This is a genomic window from Streptomyces sp. NPDC002838 (assembly GCF_040295365.1).
In the GTDB taxonomy this organism is placed as follows: domain Bacteria; phylum Actinomycetota; class Actinomycetes; order Streptomycetales; family Streptomycetaceae; genus Streptomyces.
The window spans coordinates 25,900-49,694 of record NZ_JBEOVF010000039.1 but is presented as its reverse complement, the minus strand read 5'-3'; the positions used below and the strand labels follow the sequence as shown (position 1 = coordinate 49,694).

Sequence of the window (23,795 nt, the reverse complement as noted above, 5' to 3'; positions counted from 1 at the left end):
CGCCGGGCTCCCGGTGCGTGTGGCTCGTAACCCTACGGCCTGGCGGCATCTCGCCGCTCGGGCGCCGGGGGCGGCGAGGCGGTCTGTTCGGTTGCGTCCCGTTACGTCATGCTCTGTGTCCATGATCCGCAAGTGGAGCGTGACGGTCGGCCGGGCGAGCAGGACCGTGCGGGAGGCGTCGGCGCCGGTGACGTACGGACTGATCACCCTGTGCTGCCTGATCTTCCTGATCGGCCCGGCGTCGGGCCTCAACGCGGCGTACGGCACCGGCGACGGGCTGCTCGCCGCACAGCGGGCCTATTTCCACCGGTGGGGCGTGGTCCCCGCCGAACTGTTCGAGGGCTCGGCCCGGGCCGTCCTCACCCCCGCCACGGCCCTCTTCGTCCACGGCAGCTGGGTCCACCTGCTGGGCAACATGCTCTTCCTCTACGTCTTCGGCGTGATGACCGAGGAACGGATGGGCCGCGTCCAGTTCACCCTCTTCTACGTCGGCTGCGGCTACCTGGCCCTGTTGGGCTACGCGGCGGCCAACGCCGGCTCCGAGCAGTCGCTGGTCGGCGCCTCCGGGGCGATCTCCGCTGTCCTCGGCGCGTTCCTGTACCTGTTCCCCGGGGCGCGGGTGACCAGTCTCCTGCCGTTCCTGTTCTTCCTGCCCCTGCGCTTCCCGGCCTGGCTCGTCCTGCCCTTCTGGGCGGCCCTGCAGTGGCTGGCGGCGGGGCGGGCGGGCCAGGGCCCGGGGGTGGCGTACCTGGCCCACCTCCTGGGCTTCGGCCTGGGCTTCTGCTTCGCGTGGGCCCGTTTCGGGCGTGGGACTAGAGTGAAGGCCGCCCCAGCTCCGGCCCCCGAGGGAGAGAACCAGCCGTGATCACCGCGATCGTCCTGATCAAGACCAGCGTGGACCGGATTCCCGAGATCGCGGAGTCGATCGCGGCGCTGGAGAGCGTCAGTGAGGTGTTCTCCGTGACCGGTACCTACGACCTGATCGCCATGGTCCGGGTCAAGCAGCACGAGGACCTCGCGGAGGTCATCCCCGGGCGGATCAGCAAGATCCCGGGCGTGGAGGGGACGGACACGCACGTGGCGTTCCGTACGTACTCGCAGCACGACCTGGAGGCGGCGTTCGCGATCGGCCTCGACAGCTGAGGCACGGCCCGCCCCGTCCTTGTCGAGACGAAGATGTCGAGATGAAGAGTTCTTCATCTTGGGCTCATCCTCCCCGCCGGGAGCGGGACACAGGATGAGCCCATGGTCTTCTCTCGCCGGATGGCGGCCCTGGCCGCCGTCGTGATGATTCCCCTCGGTATCGCCGCGACCAGTTTCGCGCTCTCCGACAGCCCCGAGGCGCCGAAGGTTCCGCAGAAGGTGGAACTGGACAGCGGCTCGCCCTCGCCCTCGCCGACGCCCACGCGGCCCTCTCCGACACCGGGTGACGAGGTCGTGTCGCGGCCTCCGGTGACCGACAGCCCTCCGGGTGATGACGATGACGACGACCGCGGCCAGAAGGGCGGAGATGACGGAGCCGGGGACGACCGCGGACCCGGCGACGACGGCTGACGGCCGGCGCCGGCGGGTCTCCGCCCGGGTCCGCATCCTGCTGTGGCTGCTGCTCGTCATGGCGGTCGCGCTCACGTCGGTGGCCACGGTCACGCGGTCGATCCTGCTGCGGGAGGCCGACCAGCGGATCAACCGTCTGCTCGCCCAGGAGGCCGGCGAGTTCACCAACTTCGAGGAGCGGGGCACCGACCCCGAGACCGGCCGCCCGTTCACCGATCCGGCCCGGCTGCTGCGGACCTTCCTGGTGCGGCAGTACGCCGACCCGGACGAGGAGCTGATCGGCCTGGTGGGCGGGGCGGGCCAGGACCCGACGCAGATCATCCAGCCGCGCGACCTCCGCGGCGTCCTGCCGCTGCACGAGGACGCCGAAGCCCGGCGGCACATCTTCGACTCGCCCGCCCCCTCCGGCGTCGTGAACCGGCCGTCGGGCGAGATCCGGTGGGCCAAGGTCGCCATCGCCCGGCCCGGCAGTGAGCCGGACGCCGCGTTCGTCGTCGCCTTCCACCCCGGACGGGAGCTGGGGCGCGCCGACGAGGTGTTCCGCATCCTGCTCGCCATCTCCGGAGTCGCCCTGCTGCTGACCACCGGCATCGGCTGGGCGGTCGCCGGCCGGATCCTCCAGCCCGTGCGCCTGGTGCGGGTCACGGCCGCGGAGCTCACCGAGCGCGACCTCACCCGGCGCATCCCGGTCCACGGCCACGACGACATCGCGGCCCTCGCCGAGACGTTCAACGCGATGCTCGACCGGCTGGAGCGCGCCTTCGCCGCCCAGCGGGAGTTCGTCGACGACGCCGGGCACGAGCTGCGCACGCCCATCACCATCGTGCGCGGCCACCTGGAGCTGATGGGCGACGACCCCGCCGAACGCGAGGAGACCGTCCGCCTGGTCACCGACGAACTCGACCGGATGAGCCGCATCGTCGAGGACCTGCTCCTGCTCGCCAAGACCGAGCGCCCCGACTTCGTCACCCCGGAGCCGGTCCAGCTCGCCGAACTCACCGCCGACGTCTACGTCAAGGCCCGCACCCTCGGCGACCGCGACTGGCAGCTCGCCGAAGTCGCCGACCGCGAGGCGGAGTTGGACCCCCAGCGGATCACCCAGGCCATGGTCCAGCTCGCGCAGAACGCCGTGCAGCACACCACGTCCGGCCAGACCATCCGCGTCGGCTCCCGCGCCGACGGCTCACGGATCGAGCTGTACGTCGCCGACTGCGGGCCGGGGGTCCAGCCGCAGGACCGCGAGGTGATCTTCGAGCGGTTCCGGCGCGGCACGGCCCGGCGCGGCACCCGCGGCTCGGGGGCCGGGCTCGGCCTGTCGATCGTCAAGGCGATCGCGGAAGGGCACGGCGGCCTGGTCCGCCTGCACGACACCGAGGGCGGCGGCGCCACCTTCGTACTCACCCTGGAAGAGGCACGTCCATGAACCGCATCCTCATCATCGAGGACGAGGAGCGCATCGCCTCCTTCGTGGAGAAGGGCCTGCGCGCCAACGGCTTCACCACCACCGTCGTCGCCGACGGCGACGCGGGCTACGAGTACGCCCTGACCGGCGGCTTCGACCTGGTCGTCCTGGACATCGGCCTGCCCGGCCGGGACGGCTTCACGGTGCTGCGGCAGCTGCGCGAGGCCCGGGTGACGGTTCCGGTGATCGTGCTGACCGCGCGGGACTCCGTACGGGACACGGTGGCCGGCCTGGAGGGCGGCGCCGACGACTGGATGACCAAGCCGTTCCGCTTCGAGGAACTGCTCGCCCGGGTGCGCCTCAGGCTGCGAACGGCGGCCAGGGCGCCCGAGGTGACGGTGCTGAAGTCGGGTTCGCTGAGCCTGGACCTGCGGACGCGGAGGGCTCGGGCCGGGGACCGGACGGTCGACCTGACGGCCCGTGAGTTCGTGCTCCTGGAACTGTTCCTGCGGCATCCGGGACAGGTGCTGTCCCGGGAGCAGATCCTGTCGCACGTGTGGGGGTACGACTTCGACCCCGGGTCCAACATCGTGGACGTCTACGTGCGCACGCTGCGCAAGAAGCTCGGTGCGGAGCGGGTGGAGACGGTACGGGGGATGGGGTACCGGCTGCCCGCGTGAAGTTTCCTTCATGTGCGGCTCATCGAGGGCTCACCGCCCGGGTGAACTCTCGATGACGTGACCCTGAATCTCCGACTGACCGTCGCCCTGTGCGTGGCGCTGTCCCTCTGCGCGCTGCTCGCGGTTCCCGGCAACTTCCCCGGCCTCGGCGGCGACGCCCGGCTGACCCTCGCCGTGTTCGCGCTGGCGACCTGCGCCTGGATCGGCACGCCGATCGACGACACGTACATCGCGCTGGGCGCCGGACTCGCCCTGACGGTGACCGGCGTGATCAGCAGCGACACGCTGTTCGGGACGCTCGGCGACTCGACGGTGTGGCTGTTGATCTGTGCCTTCGTGCTGGCGGCCGCGGTGGCCCGGACCGGGCTCGCGGGCCGGGCGGCGGCGTTCCTGGTCGGCGGGGCGCGCACCGTACGGCAGCTGGTGCACCTGGCGACGGCCTCGCTGGTCGTCACGGCGTTCGCGGTGCCCGCCACCTCGGGCCGGGCCGCGCTGGCGCTGCCGGTGTTCCTCGCCCTCGCCAAGGTCCTCGCCGAACGGAAGCGACTGGTCGTGATGCTGGCGCTGCTGTTTCCGACCGTGATCCTGCTGTCCGCGGTGGCGACCCTGATCGGCGCCGGCGCACATCTGATCACCGTGTCGGTGCTGTGGGAGGCGACCGGGGAACAGGTCGGCTTCACTCAGTGGCTGCTGCTGGGCCTGCCGCTGGCGGTGGCGTCCTCCCACCTGGCCGCCGAGCTGGTGCTGCTGACGACGACCCGGCGCGCGGACCGTCGCGGCCCGGTCCACATCGCCCCGGAGCAGATCCAGCAGCACAGCGAGAACCCGGTCACCGGCCCCTGGACGCAGGCCGAGAAGCGCTGCGCGCTGCTGATGGCCACGGTCGTCCTGCTGTGGTGCAGCGAGCCGCTGCACCGGGTGCCGCCCGCGGTCGTCGCGCTGATCGGCGCGGTCGTCGCCTCTTCCCCCGCCCTGGGCACCGTACGGCTGAAGGACGCGCTGAAGACCGTTCCCTGGTCGCTGCTGCTGTTCATGGCGGCGACGATGGCGATGGGCGTCGCGCTCGCCAACTCTGGAGCGGCGACATGGCTGGTCTCCGGGCTGCCGACGGGCGAGGCCCCGGTGGTGTTCCTGGCGATCGTGATCGCGATCAGTACGGCGGCCCACCTGGTCCTGCAGTCCCGCTCCGCCCGCTCCTCGGTCCTGGTCCCGCTGGTGGTGGCCGCCTCCGTCGGCGTCGGGGTCAACCCGGTCGCGGCCGCGCTCGCCTCCACCGCCGCCGCGGGCTTCTGCCACACCCTGCCCGCCTCCGCGAAGCCGGTCACGCTGTTCGCGGAGATCCCCGGCACCCCCACCTACACCCCGCGCGACCTGCTGCGGCTGTCCGCCGTCCTGGCCCCGCTGACCGCCGCGCTCGTCCTGCTCTTCGCCGTCGCGGTGTGGCCGCTGCTCGGCGTGTCCGTCACCCGTTAAGGAGCCCTCCATGCTGACCCGTGTCGTCGTAGCCCCCAGCGGTTTCAAGGAGTCCCTGTCCGCGGAAGCCGCCGCGGACGCCATCGCGGCGGGCGTCCTGCGCGTCCTGCCCGATGCCCAGGTCGACCTCGTCCCGCTCGTGGACGGCGGCGAGGGCACGGCCGCCGCGCTGGCCGCCGCCACCGGGGGACGGCTCGTCACCGTGCCCGCCACGGGCCCGGTCGGCGAAACCATCAGCGCCCACTTCGCCCTGCTTGGCTCCCGGGACACCGCGGTGGTGGAGATGGCGGCGGTCGCGGGCCTCTCCCTGGTCCCGCGCGACCTCCGCGATCCGGGCGCCACGACCACCTACGGCGTCGGTGAGCTGCTCCGCGCCGCGCTGGACCTGGGCGTACGGCGCCTCCTGGTGGGCTGCGGCGACTCCGGTACGTCGGACGGGGGCGCCGGCGCGCTCCAGGCGCTCGGGGCACGGCTGCTGGACATCGACGGCCGCGAGCTGCCGTACGGGGGACGGGAGTTGACCCGGCTGCACCGCATCGACCCGACCGGCCTCGACCCCCGTCTGAAAGAAGTGGAGCTGCTTGTCGCCTGCAATCCGTACAACGTGCTGTGCGGCGAGCGGGGCGTGGCCCGGGTCTTCGGTCCGCAGAAGGGGGCGACGCCCGCGCAGGTCGAGGAGCTGTCGGCGGCCCTGGAGAACTGGGCCGACGTCCTCACCCGCGACCTCGCCGTCGGCGGCACCGACCTGCGCCACGGCCCCGGCACCGGCGCCTCGGGCGGACTGGGCGCGGGCCTGGCCGCCCTGGGAGCCCGGCTCCTCCCCCGCTTCGACGTGCTCCTCGACCACCTCGACCTGGACGCCCGGCTGGCCCGCGCCGACCTGGTGGTCACCGCCGAGGGGGCGCTGGACCACCAGACGCCCCGAGGGAAGATCCCGGCGGAGGTGGCCCGCCGCGCCAAGCTGTACGGACGGCCGGTCCTCGCCCTGGCCGGCACCCTCGGCGAGGGCGCCCAGGACGTGCCGGGCGTGGACGCCTGCCACGGGATCCTGCCCGCGCCGATGGCCCTTGCCGAGGCGCTGTTCCGGGCGAGCGAACTCCTCACGGACGCCACGGAACGCGCCCTGCGGATGATCGTGCTGGGCTCCCGGCTACCGGCTCAGGCGGAGGTGTCGGGGACGCAACGGCCGTCCTCGGTACGGTAGTTCCACCGGGCGCCGTCCCGCACGAGCTCCTTCACGGCGGTCACGAACCGCTCCACGTGCTCGTCCGGCGTACCCGCTCCGAAGCTGACGCGGATGGCGTTGAGGGACTTCTCGCCGGGTGCGGCCTCGGGGGCGCCGCACTCGCCCTGGGTCTGCGGGTCGCTGCCGAGCAGGGTCCGCACGAGCGGGTGGGCGCAGAAGAGGCCGTCGCGGACGCCGATGCCGTACTCGGCGGAGAGCGCGGCGGCGAAGTGGGAGCTGTTCCAGCCCTGGACGACGAAGGAGATCACGCCGACGCGCGGGGCGTCGTCACCGAAGAGGGAGAGGACGCGCACCTCGGGCACCTCGGCGAGGCCCGCGCGGACCTTCTCGATCAGGTACTGCTCACGGGCGACGAGCGCCTCGAAGCCCGCCTCCGTCAGCGCCTTGCAGGCGGAGGCGATGGAGTAGGCGCCGATGACGTTCGGGGAACCGGCCTCGTGGCGGGCGGCACTCTCGTGCCACTCCACGTCCACTCCCCCGTCCGCGCGCCGCGTGACCTTGCGGCTGGCGCCGCCGCCCGCGAGGTACGGCTCGGCCGTGCGCAGCCAGTCGGCGCGTCCGGCCAGGACACCGGAGCCGAAGGGGGCGTACAGCTTGTGCCCGGAGAAGGCGACCCAGTCGACATCGAGGTCACGCACCGACACCGGGTGGTGCGGGGCGAGTTGGGCGGCGTCCAGGACGATCCGGGCGTCGTGCGCGTGAGCCGTCGCGGCCAGCTCCCGTACGGGCCACAGCTCGCCCGTGACGTTCGAGGCGCCGGTCACGCAGACCAGGGCCGGGCCGTGGGGGTCGCGGTCGGCGAGGGCGCGCTCCAGGGTCTCGACGGCCTGGCGCGGGGTGCGCGGGGCGTCGAGGTAGCTGACACGGGCGTTCTGCCAGGGCAGCAGCGAGGCGTGGTGCTCGGTCTCGAAGACGAAGACCTGGCAGCCGGCCGGGAGCGCGGCGGCGAGGAGGTTGAGGGAGTCGGTGGTGGACCGGGTGAAGACCACCTGGTCGCCTTCGCGGCAGTCCAGGAACTCGGCGACGGTCCTGCGGGAGTTCTCGAAGAGGTCGGTGGAGAGCTGGGAGAGGTACCCGGCGCCCCGGTGGACGCTGCCGTAGTAGGGCGCGTACGCGGCGACGTCGTCCCACACGCGCTGGAGCGCCGGCGCGCTGGCGGCGTAGTCGAGCGCGGCGTAGATGACCTCGCCGCCGGTGACGAGCGGGACGGTGACATCCCGGCCGAGAACGGGCAGCGCCCCCGAAACGTCATGGCAAATGGTCTGGGCTGCGGCAGCGGTGGAGACGGACATGGCGAACTCCCGTGAGAGACATGGGGGGGAAGAGAAAAAGGGCGTGCGGAGGCGGGGCGCGGTAGCCCTATCGCATTCGCTTGCTCACGGAAGACTCCTCGACGACCAGGATCCCTGGCCCCACACTTTTAGAAGCGTGCGAGGGATCCGCGCTTGCCGTGGACCTTGCTGTCCACAGCCTGGTCTTCACCCGGGGCACCCCGCCACGGACGGAGGGTTGCCGGACAGTCGGCCGGGGCCTCATGACTGTCACTCATGACCTGTGCAGGAACGTACGGGAAGTGATCGAGGTCCCGCAACCCGTGTCCGGATTGCGGGACATCCCTGTGTGGGTCCCTACTTGTTGCTCGCGGCCACCCAACGCTCCAGCGTCAGCTTCGCCGCGCCCGAGTCGAGGGACTCGGCCGCCTTCTCCATACCGGTGCGGATCTGCTCGGTCAGCGGCGCAGCGCTCGGCTCCAGCGCCACCAGTGCCGCCGCCGAGTTCAGCAGTACGGCGTCCCGCACCGGGCCCTGCTCGCCGTCCAGCAGGCGCCGGGCGACCTCGGCGTTGTACGAGGCGTCCGCGCCCCGCAGCGCCTCCACCGGGACCAGCTCGATGCCGACGTCGCGCGGGTCGAAGGCCTCCTCGGTCACCTTGCCGTCGCGCACGATCCACACCCGGGAGGTGGCCGTGGTCGTCAGCTCGTCGAGGCCGTCGTCGCCGCGGAACACCAGCGCGGACGAGCCGCGCTCGGCCAGTACCCCGGCCATGAGCCCCGCCATCCGGGTGTCGAAGCAGCCGATCGCCGAGGCGGTGACCCGGGCGGGGTTGGTCAGCGGGCCGAGGAGGTTGAACGAGGTCGGAATCCCCAGATCCCGCCGGACCGCACCGACGAACCGCATCGAGGGATGGAACTTGGCGGCGAAGCAGAAGGTGATCCCGGCCTCCTCCACCACCCGCGCCACCCGCTCGGGCGACAGGTCCAGGTTGATGCCGAGCTTCTCCAGCACATCGGACGACCCGCTCGCCGAGGACGACGCCCGGTTGCCGTGCTTGACGACCTTCGCCCCGGTCCCCGCGATCACGATGGCGGACATCGTCGAGATGTTGACCGTCTTCGCCCGGTCACCGCCCGTGCCGACGATGTCGACGGCCGGGCCCGGGATGTGCAGCGGCTGCGCGTGCGCGTACATCGCCTCGACGAGACCGTTGATCTCCTCGACCGTCTCGCCCTTGGCGCGCAGCGCCACCATGAAGCCCGCGATCTGGGCGTCCGTGGCCTCGCCACTCATGAAGCGGTCCATCGCCCACGCGGTGTCGCCGGCGCTCAGGTCCTGTCCGCCGAGCAGTGCGCTCAGCACCTCGGGCCAGGAACGGCCCGCCGCGGTGTCGCCTCCAGCGGGGGTCACAGCGCTCATAAGCCGCTCCTGGATCAGTCCCGTACAGCGGGACACGAGTCTCAACGGGGTCCACCCTATCCAGCCGACGGGCATGGCAAAGGGCCCCGTCCGAAGACCGGACGGGGCCCTGTGAACCGCGCGTGGCGAGCGCAGCGATCAGTGGTGGCCGTGGCCGCTCGTGATCTCCCTGTACTCCTCGACGGTCGGCTTGGGGATCTGGCTCTCCTCGCCGTAGTACGCCTCGCTGAGCTTGGCGCGCAGCTTCTCGGAGCCCTTCACCTTGCGCTCGACGCCGTTCTCGTCGACCGTCGGGCCGATCTCGGCCGGCTTGTACTGCTCGTGCGCGGTGAGCGTGTACATCTGGTCCTGGCTGAGCGGCTCGTGGATCTCGATGAACTCACCGTGCGGCAGGCGCTTGATGATGCCCGACTCGCGGCCGTGCAGCACCTTCTCCTTGTCGCGGCGCTGGAGGCCGAGACAGATCCGCTTGGTGATGATGAACGCGATGACCGGTCCGGCGAAGAACCCGATGCGGACGAACCAGGTGACCGAGTTGATCGAGAGATGGAAGTGGGTGGCGACGATGTCGTTGCCACCGCCGATCAGCATGATCATGTACGCGGTGACCCAGGCGACACCGAAGGCAGTCCGGGTCGGGGCGTTGCGCGGCCGGTCCAGGATGTGGTGCTCGCGCTTGTCCCCGGTGATCCAGGACTCGATGAACGGATAGAGCGCGATCATCCCGAGGAAGACACCGAAGATCACCAGCGGGATGAAAACACCCAGGACGAGCGTGTGGCCCCAGAGGTTGACCTCCCAGCCGGGCATGGCACGGACCAACCCCTCGGCGAAGCCCATGTACCAGTCGGGCTGGGCGCCGGTCGACACGTGGTCGGGCCGGTACGGACCCAGGACCCAGATCGGGTTGATGGACGCGATGCCGGCGAGCGCGGCGATGACACCGAAGACCAGGAAGAAGAAGCCTCCGGCCTTGGCCATGTAGACCGGCAGCAGCGGCATGCCGACGACGTTCTTGTTGGTCCGTCCGGGGCCCGCGAACTGCGTGTGCTTGTGGTAGAAGACCAGGATCAGGTGGCCGACCACCAGCCCGAGCATGATGCCCGGCAGCAGCAGGATGTGGACCGAGTAGAACCGGGCGACGAAGTCGTCGCCGGGGAACTCTCCGCCGAACAGGAACATCGAGATGTACGTGCCGACGATCGGCGTGGACAGGATCGCGCCCTGGGTGAAGCGGACACCGGTGCCGGAGAGCAGGTCGTCCGGGAGCGAGTAGCCGGTGAAACCGGTGAACATGCCGAGGACGAACAGCAGGAAGCCGAACAGCCAGTTGATCTCACGCGGCTTGCGGAACGCGCCGGTGAAGAAGACGCGCATCATGTGCACGAACATGCCGGCGAGGAAGATGATCGCCGCCCAGTGGTGGATCTGCCGGATGAGCAGACCGCCGCGCACGTCAAAGCTGATGTCCAGCGTCGACTTGTAGGCCTCGCTCATCAGCTGGCCCTGCATCGGGACGTAACTGCCGTGGTACTCCACCTCGTTCATCGACGGGTGGAAGAACAGCGTCAGATACACACCCGTGAGGATGATGATGATGAAGCTGTACAGGCAGATCTCGCCCAGCATGAAGGACCAGTGGTCCGGGAAGATCTTGCGCATGTTGGCCTTGGCCAGGGAGTAGATCCCCAGGCGGCCGTCGGCCCAGTCGGCGACGCGCTCGCCGGCCGGCGCCTTCCCGCGAGAGCGGGACTCGTTGCTCGCTGTAGTGCTCATCCGCGCTCCCAGAATGCAGGACCGACGGGCTCTGCGAAGTCGCCGAGCGCTTCGAGGTAGCCCTCGTCGTTCACGCCGATGCGCAGCTGCGGCAGGGCGTGACCGGCGGGGCCGAAGATCACCCGGGCACCGTCGGACAGGTCGAAGGTGGACTGGTGACAGGGGCAGAGCACGTGGTGCGTCTGCTGCTCGTACAGGGAGATCGGGCAACCGACGTGGGTGCAGATCTTCGAGTACGCGACGATGCCCTCGTGCGCCCACTCGAGTTCGCGCTTGTCCTTGATGTCCTCCGGCTGGAGCCGGACGATCAACAGGGCGGCCTTGGCGATCTCGGTCTGGAAGTCGTGGTCGTGCTCCTCGAGACCCTCCGGCTTGGCGAAGGTGAGCGAGCCGACGGTGACATCGGAGGGACGCAGCGGCTCGTTCGTGTTCATGTTGACGAGCAGTTTGCCCCTGGACCACAGGGTGTGGCGCAGCTTGGTCTCGGGCAGCGGGCCGAGGTCGCGCAGCAGCACGAGGCCGGACAGCGGCACCAGCGTGAGCGCGCCGAGCATCGTGTTGCGGATCAGCTTGCGGCGGCCGAGCACGGACTCCTTGGCACCCTGCCGGAAGTCGTCCATGACCTTGGTCTTGACCTCGGGAGAGGCCTCGATCGGGTGCCGCTCGTCGGCGACCTCCACGTCGGACATCAGGGTGCGGGCCCAGTGGACCGCGCCCGCGCCGATGGCGAACAGCGCGATGCCGAGCGTCATACCGAGCGCGAAGTTCAGCGCGCTGATGTGGCCCAGCGGGAAGATGTAGACCGACTGGTCGACCGGGATCGCCACGAACGAGGCGATGAAGCCGATGGTGGCCAGCATCGACACCGTGAAGAGCAGAGCGACCGTGCGCTCGGACCGCTTGGCGGCCCGCTCGTCGACGTCCTGGATCCGGTGCTCGTGGGGCGGCAGGCCCGGGTCGGCGAACGGGTGCTTCTCGTCCGCGACGCCTACCGCGCCGGGTGCGGTGTCCTGCTCAGCGGGCAGGTTCTCTTCGGGAATGTCTTGGCTACTCATGACTTCTTGGCCTTTGCGGTCCGAGCGGCGACCCACACGGCGACGGCGATGAGAGTGCCGAGACCGAAGATCCAGCCGAAGAGGCCCTCACTGACCGGCCCGAGGCCGCCCAGCGCGAGGCCGCCGGGGTTCTCGGTCTCCTCGCCGTTGACCGCGTTCAGGTACGCGATGATGTCCTTCTTGTTCTGCTCCGTCAGCACGGTGTCGGGGAAGGACGGCATGTTCTGCGGGCCGGTCTGCATGGCCTCGTAGATGTGCTTGTCAGTGGCTCCCGAGAGGTCCGGCGCGAACTTGCCGTGCGTGAGCGCACCGCCCTGGCCGGTGAAGTTGTGGCACTGCGCGCAGTTGTTGCGGAACAGGTCACCGCCCTTGGCGATGTCCGCGCCCTCCGGGCTGTACTGGCTCTCGGTCGGGACGGCCGGACCGGCGCCCAGCGAGGCGATGTACGCGGCCAGCTGGTCGATCTCGGCCTGTGAGTAGACCTTCGGCTTGGCCGGGACCTGCGCGCCAGGCTGCTGGGCCGGCATACGGCCGGTGCCCACCTGGAAGTCGACGGCCGCGGCGCCCACGCCCACGAGGCTCGGACCGTCGGAGGTGCCCTGACCGCCGGTGCCGTGGCAGCTGGCGCAGCCGACGGCATAGAGCTTCTTGCCCTCGTCGATGGCGAGAGACTGGGCGGTTTCATCAGCCTTCGCCTCGCGCGTGGGGGCGAAGGCGGTGTACACCGCCCCCGTGCATACCAGCGCGAGGAGTAGGACGACGAGCGCCGCCATTGGGTGGCGTCGTCGTGCGGAGAGCTTTTTCACGGATTACTCCGGTGTCAGGATCTTCTGCGTCGATGCTTCTGGGATGTGCGCTTGTGGAAGCGCGCGGGAGCGGGCCCGGCTACTTGATCATGTAGATCGTGGCGAAGAGGCCGATCCAGACGACATCGACGAAGTGCCAGTAGTAGGACACGACGATCGCGGCGGTCGCCTGCTCGTGGGTGAACCTCCTGGCCGCGTAGGTGCGACCGAGCACCAGCAGGAAGGCGATGAGGCCGCCCGTCACATGCAGGCCGTGGAAACCGGTGGTCAGGTAGAAGACCGAGCCGTACGGGTCCGACGAGAGCGACAGGCCCTCGTGCTTGACCAGCTCGGTGTACTCGTACACCTGACCGCCGATGAAGATCGCGCCCATGATGAAGGTGACGATGAACCAGCCCCGGAGCTTCTTCACGTCACCGCGCTCGGCGGCGAAGACGCCGAGCTGGCAGGTGAGGGAGGAGAGCACCAGGATCGTGGTGTTGGCCGCCGAGAACGGGAAGTTCAGGGCGGACGCCATTTCCTTCCAGTGATCCGGTCCTGTCACCGATCGCAGGGTGAAGTACATCGCGAAGAGGGCCGCGAAGAACATCAGCTCGGAACTCAACCAGATGATGGTTCCGACGCTGGTGAGGTTCGGCCGGTTGACCGATGGGTGCGCGTGCCCGGTGTCTACTGTCGTTGCTGTCGCCACGACCGACATTATGTCGGTCGCTTATCCCGCCCTCACTCCGGGGGGTGCCGTTCGGAGTGTCTTCCCCGGTCGTACCGGTGTTGACGTGGTGTTCAAGGGAGTAGCATCCGGCCCAACGGGCCTGTCCTTACGACGCTGACGTCAACGGAGGAAGCATGCAGCCGACCGCCACGGTGCTGGTCTACAGCGACGACTCCAACACCCGCGAACAGGTGCGGTTGGCTACCGGGCGCCGCCCCGCTCCGGACGTCCCGGTGGTGGAGTTCATGGAGTGTGCGACTCCAGCCGCCGTCATCAAGGAGCTGGACAAGGGCGGGATCGACGTCTGTGTGCTGGACGGTGAGGCCGTGCCGATGGGGGGCATGGGGCTGTGCCGGCAGATCAAGGACGAGGTGTTCAACTGTCCGCCGGTGCTGGTGCTGATGGGGCGGCCTCAGGATGCGTGGCTGGCGACGTGGAGTCGGGCGGAGGCGGCGGTGACGTTGCCTGTGGAGCCGGTGGAGTTCGCGGCGGCCCTGGCTTCGCTGTTGCGGGAGCGGAAGGCTCTGAGCGCCTGAGAGCTCGGGAGGGCCGGTTCTCGGGCGGCTGCGGGCCGTGTGTGGCTTGTCGCGCCCACGCGGCGGAGCCGCACCTCGATACAGCACCGCGCCCCTGGGTACCTCAGACTGCCGTCGGCCTGAGTCTCGCGGCATCCTGCGGACTCGGGCCCTCGGGGTCGCCCACTACCAGCGCGCTGCCGTTGCGCCAGTTCTTCCAGGCCAGGTTCCAGTCGCCGAAGCCGTTGCCGAAGGGTTCCATCGTGTTGCCGTAGCTGTTGACGACCTTGACCAGGTCGCCCTCGCGGACGTTCTCGAAGAACCAGGCGGCGTTGGCCGTGCTCATGCCGGTGCAGCCGTGGCTGACGTTGGCGAAGCCCTGGGAGCCCACGGACCAGGGGGCGGCGTGTACGTACTCGCCGCTCCAGGTGACGCGGGTGGCGTAGTAGACGGGCAGGTCGTACGACTCCGAGGAGCCCTCGGCGATGCCGATGCTGGTGCCGCGCATCCGTACGAAGTACTCCTTGCCCAGGACGACCTTGACGCCGTTGCGGGTATCGAAGCCGGGCTTGCCGGTGGTGACCGGGATCTGTTTGATCACCTCGTCGTTCTTGTAGACCGTCATCGTGTGCGAGGCGGCGTCGGTGACGGCGATGACACGGTCGCCGATGGTGATCTTGAGGGGCTTGGCCCTGCCGCCCCAGAGGCGGTCGCTGATCTTGATGCCGTCCAGGTTGCTGCGGACCTGGACGGTGGCGTGGGTGGGCCAGTACTCCTTGGGCCGGTAGTGGAGCTCCTTGTCGTCCACCCAGTGCCAGCCGCCCTCCACGGCGGGCATGGAGTCGACCTTCAGGGCGCGCTCGACGACGGCCCGCTGCGCCTTGTCCTTGACGGGCTGGTCGAGTTCGGCGGTGATGGGCTGGCCGACGCCGTACGTGCCCGCCTTGGGGCCGAAAGTGACACCCAGGCGCTTCTTGGTGAGGGGCTTGCCGGTGTCGAAGGTGAGGACCCGGCGGCCGGGGGCGCCGTCCTCGTCCTCCGTGCTCACGCGGACCGTGTAGTGGGCGCCCGCGGCCAGCGGGGAGGTGCTGTGCCAGCGGGAGCCGTCGGCGGAGAGTTCGCCCGCCACGTAGCGTCCGGCCGCGTCTATGGCCGTCACGTCCGTGATGCGCCCGTCGTCGTCCTCGGCGGTGACTTCTATGGGCTTGTCGGGGTCGGCCTTCTTGCCGCCGCCGGTGGAGCCCCTGAAGGCGATCTGGTCCGCCGCGTCGTACGGCTCGGCGGACAGCGGGTTGCCGCCGCCGGAGCCGCAGGCGGTGACGCCCGCGCCAAGGGCGATCACCAGCAGCGTGCAGCCGACGACGGTGCGGGGTGAGGGTGCTTGGCTCATGGCTTCACGCTAGGAAGCCCCATCAAGGGTGGCACGCCGGGTAACCCGGACGAGGGACCGGGATTGCGGCAAAAGAAGGAGCCCGGACACTCCTGACGGAGTGTCCGGGCTCCTTGAGAGCTCAGCTCGTGTTACTGGGTGCGGCTCTCACCGCGGTAGTACTCGAAGACCCAGCCCCAGAGGCCGATCAGGAGCAGCGGCGCCGAGAAGTACATCAGCCACCAGCCGATCGCGACCGACAGGAAGGCGAAGGCACCGCCGATTCCGAGGGAGAGCGGCTGCCAGCTGTGCGGGCTGAAGAACCCGACCTCGCCGGCGTCGTCCGCGACGTCGGCCTCCTTGTTGTCCTGCGCACCCACGTCGACCCGCCGGGCGGTGAAGCCCAGGTAGAAGCCGATCATGATGGACAGGCCGAAGGCCAGGAAGAGCGCCGTGGTACCGGCCGGCTCCTTCGACCACACGCCATAGACGATCGCCATGACGAGGATGAAGACGCTCAGCCAGATGAACATCCGTCCCTGGATCTTCACTTGCCGGCCTCCTTGCCGCCGTTGCCGGCCAGAGCCTTGTCACCGTGCGGCGGCACGTTCTCGAGCTGGTCGAGAGCGGCGATCTCCGGGTGGTGCAGGTCGAACGCCGGGGATTCGCTGCGGATCCGCGGCAGGGTCAGGAAGTTGTGCCTCGGCGGCGGGCAGGAGGTCGCCCACTCCAGCGAGCGGCCGTAGCCCCACGGGTCGTCGACGCCGACCGGCTTGCCGTACTTGGCCGTCTTCCACACGTTGTAGAAGAAGGGCAGGAGCGACGCGCCGAGCACGAACGAGCTGATCGTCGAGATCGTGTTCAGGGCGGTGAAGCCGTCGGCCGCCAGATAGTCGGCGTAACGGCGCGGCATGCCCTCGGCGCCCAGCCAGTGCTGGACCAGGAAGGTGCCGTGGAAGCCGATGAACAGCGTCCAGAAGGTGATCTTGCCGAGGCGCTCGTCGAGCATCTTGCCGGTGAACTTCGGCCACCAGAAGTGGAAGCCGGAGAACATCGCGAAGACGACGGTGCCGAAGACGACGTAGTGGAAGTGCGCCACCACGAAGTACGAGTCGGAGACGTGGAAGTCCATCGGCGGCGAGGCCAGGATGACACCGGTCAGACCACCGAAGGTGAAGGTGATCAGGAAGCCGGTCGCCCAGAGCATCGGGGTCTCGAAACTCAGGGACCCCTTCCACATCGTGCCGATCCAGTTGAAGAACTTCACGCCTGTCGGCACGGCGATCAGGAACGTCATGAAGGAGAAGAACGGCAGCAGCACACCGCCGGTGACGTACATGTGGTGCGCCCACACCGTCACGGACAGACCCGCGATGGAGATGGTCGCCGCGATCAGGCCCATGTAGCCGAACATCGGCTTGCGGGAGAAGACCGGGATCACTTCGGAGATGATCCCGAAGAACGGCAGGGCGATGATGTACACCTCTGGATGGCCGAAGAACCAGAAGAGGTGTTGCCACAGCAAGGCTCCGCCGTTGGCCGGGTCGAAGATGTGCGCGCCGAACTTGCGGTCCGCCTCCAGCGCGAACAGCGCCGCCGCCAGCACCGGGAAGGCGAGCAGGACCAGTACGGCGGTCAGCAACACGTTCCAGGTGAAGATCGGCATGCGGAACATGGTCATGCCGGGGGCGCGCATGCAGATGATGGTGGTGATGAAGTTGACCGCGCCGAGGATGGTGCCGAAGCCGGAGAAGGCCAGGCCCATGATCCACAGGTCGGCGCCGATGCCCGGGGAGCGGACCGCGTCGGACAGCGGGGTGTAGGCGAACCAGCCGAAGTCGGCCGCGCCCTGCGGGGTGAGGAAGCCGCCCACCGCGATCGTCGAGCCGAACAGGTACAGCCAGTAGGCGAACATGTTCAGCCGCGGGAAGGCCACGTCCGGTGCGCCGATCTGCAGCGGCATGATCCAGTTCGTGAAGCCGGCGAACAGCGGCGTCGCGAACATCAGCAGCATGATCGTGCCGTGCATCGTGAACGCCTGGTTGAACTGCTCGTTCGACATGATCTGCAGGCCCGGACGGGCCAGCTCGGCGCGCATGAACAGCGCCATCACGCCACCGATGACGAAGAACGCGAACGACGTGACCAGGTACAGCGTCCCGATCGTCTTGTGGTCGGTGGTCGTCAGCCACTTGACGACGACTTCACCGCGACGCTGGCGCCGGACCGGCAGCTCGTCCTGGTAGTGGGACCCTGCTGCCGCGGCACCCTGGGGTTCGTTGAGGATGCTCACAGGTTGTTCGTCTCCCGGTTCTTCTCGTGGCTCGTCTGCGCGATGCCGGCGGGAATGTAACCGGTCTGCCCCTTCTTGGCGAGGTCCTTGAGGTGCTGCTCGTAGCGCTCGGGGGAGACGACCTTCACGTTGAACAGCATCCGGGAGTGGTCGACGCCGCACAGCTCGGCGCACTTGCCCAGGAAGGTGCCCTCCTTGTTGGGGGTCACCTCGAAGGCGTTGGTGTGGCCCGGGATGACGTCCTGCTTCATCAGGAACGGCACCACCCAGAAGGAGTGGATGACGTCACGCGAGGTGAGGACGAAGCGGACCGTCTTTCCCTTGGGGAGCCAGAGGGTCGGGCCGGGGTTGCCGGTCTGCGGGTTCCGCGTGCCGGGCGTGCCGACGTCGTAGACGCCGCCGGCGTTCGCCGGGAAGTCCTCCTTGAACCGGTCCGGAATCGCGTCCAGGTTCTCGTCGGTCTTCGCGTCACCGGTGGAACCCTCGACGGGTGTGACGTAGTTGAAGCCCCAGCTCCACTGGAAGCCGACGACGTTGATGGTCACGTCCGGCTTCTTCTTGAGGCTGAGGAGCTCGGACTCGTCACGGGCCGTGAAGTAGAAGAGCACCGAGACGATGATGAGCGGGACCACCGTGTACAGGGCCTCTATGGGCATGTTGTACCGGGTCTGCGGAGGGACCTCGACCTTGGTGCGGCTGCGCCGATGGAAGATCGCACTCCAGCAGATCAAGCCCCACACCAGCACGCCGACGGCGAGCGCGGCAGCCCAGGAGCCCTGCCACAGGGAGAGGATTCGCGGAGCCTCTTCCGTGGTCGGGGTGGGCATGCCGAGGCGGGGGAAGTCCTCGTATGTGCAACCGGTGGCGGTCGCCAGGACCAGGCCCGCGGTCAGTGCCTGCAGCAGCTTCCGCCGCATCGGGCGCCGCGGCGAGCGGTCGGAGCCGTTGGGACTCACGTAGCGCCTTCCCGAGAGTCTCGCCCGCGCGTATTGGCTGCGGCCTTCTCGCTGGTCGGTCGCCGCCCTGCGTCGGGCAGGGGTTTGGATGTTTATGCGGACCAAACCCTAGCCGACGCCCTCTGGGGGTTTGCGGGGAGGGGGGCCCAACGCGCCGCCGGTCAGCCTCAAGGGACGTCGGGGGTCGCCCAGTAACTCGGGATGCGCGGCTTGTGTGGCGACTGCGGGTGCATCGTGGTTGATCGCGCAGTTCCCCGCGCCCCTTTGGGGCGCTTAGCGTTGATGTATGTCCTACTTCGATGCCGCCTCTTCCGCTCCCCTTCATCCCGTTGCCCGGCAGGCTCTGATGGCTTCGCTCGACGAGGGGTGGGCCGACCCCGCGCGGCTCTATCGCGAGGGGCGGCGGGCTCGGATGTTGCTGGACGCGGCGCGGGAAGCCATGGCCGAGGCTGTGGGGTGTCGGGCTGACGAGTTGGTGTTCACGTCGTCCGGGACGCGGGCCGTGCATGCTGGGATCGCGGGGGCGCTGGCGGGGCGTCGGCGTGTCGGGCGGCACCTGATCGTGTCGGCTGTCGAACACTCTTCGGTGCTCCATTCGGCCGACGCGCACGAGGCGGACGGCGGCACGGTGACACAGGTCGCCGTGGACCGTACAGGGGCGGTGACCGCGGCGTCGTACGCGGACGCCCTCCGTTCGGACACCGCGCTGGCCTGTCTGCAGTCGGCCAACCACGAGGTGGGTACCGAGCAGCCGGTGGCGGCCGTTGCCGAGGTGTGCCGGGCCGTCGGGGTGCCGTTGATGGTGGACGCGGCGCAGTCGCTGGGGTGGGGTCGGGTGGAGGGCGACTGGTCGCTGCTCACGGCGAGTGCCCACAAGTGGGGCGGGCCCTCGGGGGTCGGGCTGCTCGTGGTGCGCAAGGGCGTGCGGTTCGCGCCTCAAGGGCCCGCGGACGAGCGGGAGTCGGGGCGGGCGGCCGGGTTCGAGAACATTCCGGGGATCGTGGCGGCGGCGGCTTCCCTGCGGGCGGTGCGGGCCGAGGCGGCGCAAGAGGCGGTACGGCTGCGGGAGCTGACGGAGCGGGTCCGGGCGCGGGTGCCCGGGCTGGTGCCGGACGTGGAGGTCGTCGGGGACGCGGAGCGGCGGCTGCCGGGGATCGTCACCTTCTCCTGTCTCTATGTCGACGGGGAGACACTGCTGCACGAGCTGGACCGTGCCGGTTTCTCCGTCTCGTCCGGATCGTCCTGTACGAGCAGCACGCTGACGCCCAGCCATGTGCTGAAGGCGATGGGTGTGCTGAGCGAGGGGAACGTGCGGGTGTCGCTGCCGCCGGGGACCGCTGAGGAGGATGTCGAGCGGTTCCTGGAGGTGCTGCCGGGGGCGGTGGCGGGGGTGCGGGAGAAGCTGGGGGCGCCGGTCGCGGAGGCGGTCGTGCAGGAGGACGCCCTCGTCGTGGACTCCCTCGGCAAGCGCTGCCCGATTCCGGTGATCGAGCTGGCGAAGGTCATCGGGGACGTGCCGGTGGGCGGCATGGTCCGGGTCCTGTCGGACGACGAGGCGGCGCGGCTGGACATCCCGGCGTGGTGCGAGATGCGGGGGCAGGAGTACGTGGGTGAGGAGCCGGCGGACCGGGGTTCGGCCTACGTGGTCCGCCGGCTCTCCTGAGTCGGCCCAGGTGCGTCGAGTCAGCCCAGGTGCGTCTGGACCTCGGTGGCGGCCTCGTGGCCGTACGCCTTGGTGAAGCGCTCCATGAAGTGGGCGCGGCGAAGCTGGTACTCCTGGGTGCCGACCGTCTCGATGACGAGGGTGGCGAGCATGCAGCCGACCTGGGCGGCGCGCTCCAGGGGGACGCCCCAGGCGAGGCCGGAGAGGAAGCCGGCCCGGAAGGCGTCGCCGACGCCGGTGGGGTCGGCCTTGCGCTCCTCCTCCGGGCAGCCGACGACGATCGGCTCAGCGCCGTCCCGCTCGATGCGCACACCCTGTGCGCCGAGGGTGGTCACGCGGTGGCCGACCTTGGCGAGGATCTCGGCGTCGGTCCAGCCGGTCTTGGACTCGATGAGGCCCTTCTCGTACTCGTTCGAGAAGAGGTACGTCGCCCCGTCCAGCAGGATCCGGATCTCCTCGCCCTCCATGCGGGCGATCTGCTGGGAGAAGTCGGCGGCGAACGGGATGGAGCGGGAGCGGCACTCCTCGGTGTGGCGGAGCATGGCCTCCGGGTCGTCGGCGCCGATCAGGACCAGGTCGAGGCCGCCGACGCGGTCGGCGACGGTCTTCAGCTCGATCTGGCGGGCCTCGCTCATGGCGCCGGTGTAGAAGGAGCCGATCTGGTTGTGGTCGGCGTCGGTGGTGCACACGAAGCGGGCGGTGTGCAGCGTCTCGGAGATGCGCACCGAGTCGGTGTCGACGCCGTTCCGGCCCAGCCATGCGCGGTACTCGTCGAAGTCGAAGCCCGCGGCGCCGACCAGGATCGGCCGGGTGCCCAGCTGGCCCATGCCGAAGGCGATGTTGGCGCCGACGCCGCCTCGGCGTACGTCGAGCTGGTCGACCAGGAAGGAGAGCGAGACCGTGTGCAGCTGGTCCGCGACGAACTGGTCGGCGAAGCGGCCTGGGAAGGTCATGAGGTGGTCGGTGGCGATGGAGCCGGTGACTGCGATACGCACGGCGTTGACTCTCCTGAGGGGAGACGGCGTTGACAGTTCACGCTATCGGGTCTGCGCGAGGCTCTGAAGCCGCCTAAACTACCCGATAGTAGATCTTACTTCGCACGCCTGCCCGAGCCTACGGTGCCGTTATGACGAACCTCGAGCTCCATGCTCCCTCTCCCGCCGATCTGGAAGGCGACCTCGCGTCGCTGCGCGGCGACTGCGCCCGGATGGCCCCCCATTGGTCGGTTCCCGACCGGATCACTGCCCTTCCGGTCTCCCCGTCACTCATCCATGGCGTGATCGTGCCGCCGGCCTCGGCACGGCTGCTGGACGCCATGTCGGAGTACGGAGACTGAGACAGCGCTATTCAGGGAACCGTGCGCTCCCCCGCCGCGTCCCATCGGCGTCCCCCGTAAAGGGGATGCGGGATACGACCCGCTGGACCGGCCGCTTTGACAGGGCCGGGTCAGGGTCCTGGGACAGAGCACAGCCGAAGGAGCGATGCGGTGAACACCGAGCGACCCGACAACGACGACACCGGCTCCGCCGAGGAGCGGGTTGCCGGCGGCTCCGCCGAGGAGCAGGGCGCCGCGGAGAAGAAGGGTGTCTCGGAGGAGCGAAGCGTCCCGGAGAAGCAGGGTGCCGCCTCTGCTGAGGCTTCAGGTGGTGCCGGGGAGGGCGACGGCAAGGGTTCCGGGGAGGGCAGGGCTACCGGAGACGGCGAGGCTTCCGGCGACGTAGAGAGCGGCTCCGATGCTGCCGGCTTCGACGAGGGCGAGGCCCGGGCCGGGGCCGGAGCCGAGGGCGAGGCCGGGGCCGGAGCCGGAGCCGGAGCCGAGGCCGGGGCCAGGGCCGGGGCCGAGGGCGAGGCCGGAGCCGAGGCCGGGGCCGAGGGCGAGGCCGGGGCCGAGGGCGAGGCCGGGGCCGAGGGCGAGGCCGAGGGCGAGGCCGGGGCCGAGGGCGAGGGCGAGGGCGATGACAAGCCCGCCGCCACTTCCGGCTCCGACGAGGAACCCGCCGCCACTTCCGATGCCGCCGAGGCCGGGGCCGACGAGAAGCCCGCCGCTCCCGCCTCTGCCGAAGCCGGCGCTCCCGACAGCGAGGTCCGCCGGGACGAGGAGGCCGAGGAGGCCGACGGCGTCCGCTCCTCCCGGCGCCGCTCCCCCGCCGTCGTCGCCTCCGTCGCCGCCGCCGTGCTGCTCGTCGGGGGCGGTGGGGCGTACCTCGCCGCGACGGCCTCCGGGGACTCCGTCGGGCGTACGACCTCCGGGGCGTCCGGCGACGACACGCCCCCACCGCTCGCCCTCGAGGGTTACTCCGAGAGCGGCGGCACCGACAACGGCATCGCCCCCGGCGAACCCAACCCGTACGGCGTCACCTACCGCGCCGCCGGCACGCTCCCGGACGGCCCCGGCTCCGCACCCGTGTACCGAGCGGAGGGCGAGGTCGCCAAGGACGAGGTGACCGAGCTGGCCGAGGCGCTCGGGGTCGACGGGACGCCGGTGGCGCAGGGGCAGGCCTGGAGGGTCGGGGCGAAGGACGGCTCGGGGCCGAGCCTCCAGGTGAACCAGCAGGCGCCGGGCACCTGGACCTTCCACCGCTACACACCCGGCACCGACGACGCCTCCCCGGTGAGCGAGGCCGCCGCGAAGAAGGCGGCCGCGCCGGTCCTGAAGGCGTTGGGTCAGGACGACGCGAAGGTGGTCGCGAGCCAGGTCATGGGCTCCCAGCGGATGGTGAACACCGATCCCGTCGTCGGCGGGATGCCCACGTACGGCTGGACGACCGGCGTCTCCGTCAACGCACAGGGCGAAGTGGTGGGCGGCAGCGGTCAGCTGCGGGCGCCCGCGAAGGGGGACACGTACCCCGTTCTGAGCGCGGAGAAAACGCTGGCCCTGATGAACGCGGCGCCCGGGACCGGTCACCGTATGGGCATCGGCGGCTGCGCCACTCCCGTACCGCTGGAGGACCGGCGGGAAGCCTCCTGTGAATCCGGCACCGTCCCGAAGAGGGAGACGATCACGGTCGACAAGGCCGTGTTCGGACTGGCCTCGCATGTCGTTCAGGGGCGGCCGGCGCTGGTGCCGTCCTGGCTGTTCGAGGCGCGGGCGGCCGGCGCGAAGGACAGCTTCACGGTGACGTATCCGGCGGTCGACCCGAAGCACGTGACCTCCCCGGCGCCGTCCGGGCAGCCCAGCCCGCGGCCCTCAGAGCCCGGCGACGAGCCGACCGCGGCGCCGGCTCCGCGGGACGTCCAGGTGGACGGCTACACGGCTGAGGGGCGGGAGCTGACCGTGGCCTTCACGGGCGGGGTGTGCGCCGACTACAAGGTGACGGCGAGCGAGAGCGAAGACAAGGTGACGGTCGAGGTGACCGAGACCCCGTGGCCGGACAAGGTCTGCATCCTGATAGCCAAGGTGCACCACCGGACCGTGCAGCTGGACGAGCCGCTCGGCGACCGCGAGGTCGTGGGCTCGGACGGCAAGGAGATCCCGCTGGAGAAGCCGGGGGCGCGGCTGCCGGAGACGTCCGGGGCGCGATAGCCCCGGAAAGCTCCGGACACGCGCGAAGGCGGCGGCCCTGTCGGAGGGGGCCGCCGCCTTTACGTTCGCCGGGTGCCGG

General features: G+C 70.0%; 22 protein-coding genes and 1 riboswitch. Of the genes, 11 read left to right on the top strand and 11 right to left on the bottom strand.

Translation table 11 applies throughout. From position 1 onward, the window contains the following. The first annotated feature begins 121 nt into the window (after positions 1–121). The 7 genes from ABT063_RS36785 to ABT063_RS36755 all read left to right on the top strand — a co-directional run bounded on the left by ABT063_RS36785 (position 122) and on the right by ABT063_RS36755 (position 6,313). The gene (locus ABT063_RS36785) at positions 122–865 is read left to right on the top strand and encodes a rhomboid family intramembrane serine protease (RefSeq protein ID WP_351064640.1); all 744 of its coding nucleotides are present in this window, start codon (positions 122–124) and stop codon (positions 863–865) included. Further along, complete coding sequence (locus ABT063_RS36780) at positions 862–1,143, top strand: Lrp/AsnC family transcriptional regulator (RefSeq protein ID WP_124442915.1); 282 nt, start codon at positions 862–864, stop codon at positions 1,141–1,143. The genes ABT063_RS36785 and ABT063_RS36780 overlap by 4 nt, the downstream gene beginning before the upstream one ends. Positions 1,144–1,245: 102 nt before the next feature. After that, positions 1,246–1,554, top strand: a complete 309-nt coding sequence (locus ABT063_RS36775) for a small secreted hydrophilic protein (RefSeq protein ID WP_351064638.1) — start codon at positions 1,246–1,248, stop codon at positions 1,552–1,554. Continuing rightward, positions 1,511–2,977 carry a sensor histidine kinase gene (locus ABT063_RS36770; RefSeq protein ID WP_351064636.1) on the top strand — a complete coding sequence of 489 codons (1,467 nt, stop codon included), beginning with the start codon at positions 1,511–1,513 and terminating at the stop codon, positions 2,975–2,977. The genes ABT063_RS36775 and ABT063_RS36770 overlap by 44 nt, the downstream gene beginning before the upstream one ends. Beyond that, entirely contained in the window at positions 2,974–3,636 is a 663-nt protein-coding gene (locus tag ABT063_RS36765; RefSeq protein WP_351064634.1) for a response regulator transcription factor, read from the top strand. The genes ABT063_RS36770 and ABT063_RS36765 overlap by 4 nt, the downstream gene beginning before the upstream one ends. A gap of 57 nt (positions 3,637–3,693) precedes the next feature. Continuing rightward, positions 3,694–5,109 (top strand): SLC13 family permease, encoded by a 1,416-nt coding sequence (locus ABT063_RS36760; protein WP_351064633.1) that lies wholly within the window; start codon positions 3,694–3,696, stop codon positions 5,107–5,109. A 10-nt stretch (positions 5,110–5,119) separates the two neighbouring features. Then, positions 5,120–6,313, top strand: a complete 1,194-nt coding sequence (locus ABT063_RS36755; RefSeq protein WP_351064632.1) for a glycerate kinase — start codon at positions 5,120–5,122, stop codon at positions 6,311–6,313. On the opposite strand, the gene ABT063_RS36750 is transcribed toward ABT063_RS36755, so the two are convergent. From ABT063_RS36750 to ctaE, 6 genes are all read right to left on the bottom strand, one after another. Continuing rightward, entirely contained in the window at positions 6,268–7,647 is a 1,380-nt protein-coding gene (locus tag ABT063_RS36750) for an aminotransferase class V-fold PLP-dependent enzyme (RefSeq protein WP_351064630.1), read from the bottom strand. The genes ABT063_RS36755 and ABT063_RS36750 overlap by 46 nt on opposite strands. A gap of 144 nt (positions 7,648–7,791) precedes the next feature. Then, positions 7,792–7,908, bottom strand: a riboswitch (SAM riboswitch). Positions 7,909–7,983: 75 nt separating this feature from the next. Beyond that, on the bottom strand, positions 7,984–9,048 hold the full coding sequence (trpD, locus tag ABT063_RS36745) for an anthranilate phosphoribosyltransferase (protein ID WP_351064629.1): 1,065 nt from the start codon (positions 9,046–9,048) through the stop codon (positions 7,984–7,986). 138 nt (positions 9,049–9,186) lie between these two features. Then, positions 9,187–10,824, bottom strand: coding sequence for a cytochrome bc1 complex cytochrome b subunit (qcrB, locus tag ABT063_RS36740; RefSeq protein ID WP_351064627.1), 1,638 nt, complete (start codon positions 10,822–10,824; stop codon positions 9,187–9,189). Then, positions 10,821–11,879, bottom strand: coding sequence for a cytochrome bc1 complex Rieske iron-sulfur subunit (qcrA, locus tag ABT063_RS36735; protein ID WP_351064626.1), 1,059 nt, complete (start codon positions 11,877–11,879; stop codon positions 10,821–10,823). Before qcrA ends, qcrB begins: the two co-directional genes overlap by 4 nt. Beyond that, entirely contained in the window at positions 11,876–12,685 is an 810-nt protein-coding gene (gene qcrC / locus ABT063_RS36730; protein WP_351064625.1) for a cytochrome bc1 complex diheme cytochrome c subunit, read from the bottom strand. The genes qcrA and qcrC overlap by 4 nt, the downstream gene beginning before the upstream one ends. Before the next feature lie 79 nt (positions 12,686–12,764). Continuing rightward, positions 12,765–13,385, bottom strand: a complete 621-nt coding sequence (gene ctaE / locus ABT063_RS36725; protein WP_351064623.1) for an aa3-type cytochrome oxidase subunit III — start codon at positions 13,383–13,385, stop codon at positions 12,765–12,767. Positions 13,386–13,531: 146 nt separating this feature from the next. Between ctaE and ABT063_RS36720 the strand changes: the two genes are divergently transcribed. After that, complete coding sequence (locus tag ABT063_RS36720; protein WP_351064622.1) at positions 13,532–13,933, top strand: response regulator; 402 nt, start codon at positions 13,532–13,534, stop codon at positions 13,931–13,933. Positions 13,934–14,036: 103 nt separating this feature from the next. Here ABT063_RS36720 and ABT063_RS36715 read toward each other — a convergent pair whose 3' ends face one another. The 4 genes from ABT063_RS36715 to ctaC all read right to left on the bottom strand — a co-directional run bounded on the left by ABT063_RS36715 (position 14,037) and on the right by ctaC (position 18,530). After that, complete coding sequence (locus ABT063_RS36715) at positions 14,037–15,302, bottom strand: L,D-transpeptidase (RefSeq protein WP_351064620.1); 1,266 nt, start codon at positions 15,300–15,302, stop codon at positions 14,037–14,039. 131 nt (positions 15,303–15,433) lie between these two features. Further along, complete coding sequence (locus ABT063_RS36710) at positions 15,434–15,832, bottom strand: cytochrome c oxidase subunit 4 (RefSeq protein ID WP_351064618.1); 399 nt, start codon at positions 15,830–15,832, stop codon at positions 15,434–15,436. After that, positions 15,829–17,574 carry an aa3-type cytochrome oxidase subunit I gene (gene ctaD, locus ABT063_RS36705; protein WP_351064617.1) on the bottom strand — a complete coding sequence of 582 codons (1,746 nt, stop codon included), beginning with the start codon at positions 17,572–17,574 and terminating at the stop codon, positions 15,829–15,831. Before ctaD ends, ABT063_RS36710 begins: the two co-directional genes overlap by 4 nt. Beyond that, a complete protein-coding gene (gene ctaC / locus ABT063_RS36700) occupies positions 17,571–18,530 on the bottom strand; it encodes an aa3-type cytochrome oxidase subunit II (RefSeq protein ID WP_351064615.1) in 960 nt (319 codons plus the stop codon). Before ctaC ends, ctaD begins: the two co-directional genes overlap by 4 nt. A gap of 286 nt (positions 18,531–18,816) precedes the next feature. Between ctaC and ABT063_RS36695 the strand changes: the two genes are divergently transcribed. Continuing rightward, the gene (locus ABT063_RS36695; protein WP_351064613.1) at positions 18,817–20,193 is read left to right on the top strand and encodes a cysteine desulfurase/sulfurtransferase TusA family protein; all 1,377 of its coding nucleotides are present in this window, start codon (positions 18,817–18,819) and stop codon (positions 20,191–20,193) included. Positions 20,194–20,213: 20 nt separating this feature from the next. On the opposite strand, the gene ABT063_RS36690 is transcribed toward ABT063_RS36695, so the two are convergent. Next, positions 20,214–21,188, bottom strand: coding sequence for a carbohydrate kinase family protein (locus ABT063_RS36690; protein WP_351064611.1), 975 nt, complete (start codon positions 21,186–21,188; stop codon positions 20,214–20,216). A 131-nt stretch (positions 21,189–21,319) separates the two neighbouring features. On the opposite strand from ABT063_RS36690, the gene ABT063_RS36685 reads away from it, so the two are divergent. Further along, positions 21,320–21,529, top strand: coding sequence for a hypothetical protein (locus tag ABT063_RS36685; RefSeq protein ID WP_351064609.1), 210 nt, complete (start codon positions 21,320–21,322; stop codon positions 21,527–21,529). 150 nt (positions 21,530–21,679) lie between these two features. Then, entirely contained in the window at positions 21,680–23,716 is a 2,037-nt protein-coding gene (locus tag ABT063_RS36680) for a hypothetical protein (RefSeq protein ID WP_351064608.1), read from the top strand. Positions 23,717–23,795 lie beyond the last annotated feature (79 nt).